At 69.8% G+C, this 1,362-nt stretch carries 1 protein-coding gene; it reads right to left on the bottom strand.

Features of this window, described 5'->3' with window-relative positions; all coding sequences use genetic code 11:
• Positions 1-3: 3 nt before the first annotated feature.
• Positions 4-1,362: biotin/lipoyl-containing protein (locus tag ACFY9I_RS42475; protein ID WP_391012894.1), on the bottom strand; the 1,359-nt coding region annotated here is incomplete at its 5' end.

The raw sequence follows: 1,362 nt of genomic DNA, 5'->3' as shown, positions 1-1,362 counted from the left end.
GGGTCAGTCCTTGATCTCGCAGATTGACGCGCCGGAGGTGATGGAGGCGCCGACCTCGGCGGTCAGGCCCTTGATGGTGCCGGAGCGGTGGGCGTTGAGGGGCTGTTCCATCTTCATGGCCTCGAGGACGACGACGAGGTCGCCCTCCTTGACCTCCTGGCCTTCCTCGACCGCGATCTTGACGATGGTGCCCTGCATCGGGGAAGCGAGGGTGTCGCCGGAGGCGGCGGGGCCGGACTTCTTCGCGGCGCGGCGCTTGGGCTTGGCACCGGCGGCGAGACCGGTACGGGCCAGGGTCATGCCCAAAGCGGCCGGCAGGGAGACCTCCAGGCGCTTGCCGCCGACCTCGACCACGATCGTCTCGCGGTCGGCGTCGTCGTCGGCCTCGGTGGTGTCCGTGGGCGCGGCGAAGGGCTTGATGTCGTTGACGAACTCGGTCTCGATCCAGCGGGTGTGGACCGTGAACGGGTCGGTGGAGCCGGTCAGTTCGGGGGCGAAGGCCGGGTCGGTGACAACCTTGCGGTGGAAGGGGATGGCGGTGGCCATGCCCTCGACGGTGAACTCCTCCAGAGCGCGGGCGGCACGCTGCAACGCCTGCTGCCGGGTGGCGCCGGTGACGATCAGCTTGGCCAGCAGCGAGTCCCAGGCGGGACCGATCACACTGCCGGACTCCACACCCGCGTCCAGCCGGACGCCGGGGCCGGAGGGCGGCGCGAAGGTGGTGACGGTACCGGGCGCGGGCAGAAAACCCCGGCCGGGGTCCTCGCCGTTGATCCGGAACTCCAAGGAATGGCCGCGCATCGGTGGGTCGTCGTAGCCGAGGGCTTCACCGTCGGCGATACGGAACATCTCGCGGACCAGGTCGATACCGGTGACCTCCTCGGTCACCGGGTGCTCGACCTGCAGACGGGTGTTGACCTCCAGGAAGGAGATCGTGCCGTCCAGGCCCACGAGGAACTCGACGGTGCCGGCGCCGACGTAACCGGCCTCCTTGAGGATCGCCTTCGAAGCGGCGTACAGCTCGGCGTTCTGCGCATCGGACAGAAACGGGGCCGGGGCCTCCTCCACCAGCTTCTGATGGCGGCGCTGCAGCGAGCAGTCACGGGTGGAGACCACGACCACATGGCCGTGGGTGTCGGCCAGACACTGCGTCTCCACATGCCGGGGCTTGTCCAGGTAACGCTCCACGAAGCACTCGCCCCGCCCGAACGCCGCGACGGCCTCACGCACGGCCGAGTCGTACAGCTCGGGCACCTCCTCCAGCGTGCGGGCCACCTTCAGGCCACGCCCGCCACCGCCGAACGCCGCCTTGATCGCGATCGGCAGACCGTGCTCCCGCGCGAACGCCACGACCTCCTCGGC

The organism is Streptomyces sp. NPDC012510 (assembly GCF_042955065.1).
GTDB lineage: Bacteria > Actinomycetota > Actinomycetes > Streptomycetales > Streptomycetaceae > Streptomyces.
The sequence above is the reverse complement of the archived record's forward strand: the minus strand, read 5'-3'. Positions and strand labels throughout refer to the sequence as shown.